A 322-nucleotide genomic window follows, 5' to 3' on the forward strand; every position below is an offset into this window, starting at 1 on the left:
GCCCGGGCCGCCTTGACCGCCACGGACGCGGCATCGTCAGCGGGCACCTGGCAGATCAGCGCACCGGTGGCGGGGTTGTGGATGGCGAGTTGCTGCATGCGCTTTATTCCGTTTTGGCTTTGGCGGCTTGCGCCGCTTCAAGAAAATCTGTCAGCAGGGGCGTGTCGTCCAGCGTGCCGAGTTCGGGCCGGTGGAACTCGGGGTGCCACTGCACGGCGGCCACATAGGACGGGCCGGTGCGCCGGATGGCCTCGATCATGCCGTCATCCGGGCAGCGCGCCTCGACCACGAAGCCGGGCGCCAGCTCTTTGATGCCCTGGTG

At 68.0% G+C, this 322-nt stretch carries 1 protein-coding gene; it reads right to left on the bottom strand.

Annotated features, from left to right (window positions below):
- Positions 1 to 103 precede the first annotated feature (103 nt).
- The coding region (locus B3V69_RS19540; protein WP_296449113.1) for a gamma-glutamyl-gamma-aminobutyrate hydrolase family protein at positions 104 to 322 on the bottom strand (219 nt) is incomplete at its 5' end.

Source organism: Rhodoferax sp. UBA5149, assembly GCF_002413825.1.
Classification (GTDB): domain Bacteria; phylum Pseudomonadota; class Gammaproteobacteria; order Burkholderiales; family Burkholderiaceae_C; genus Rhodoferax.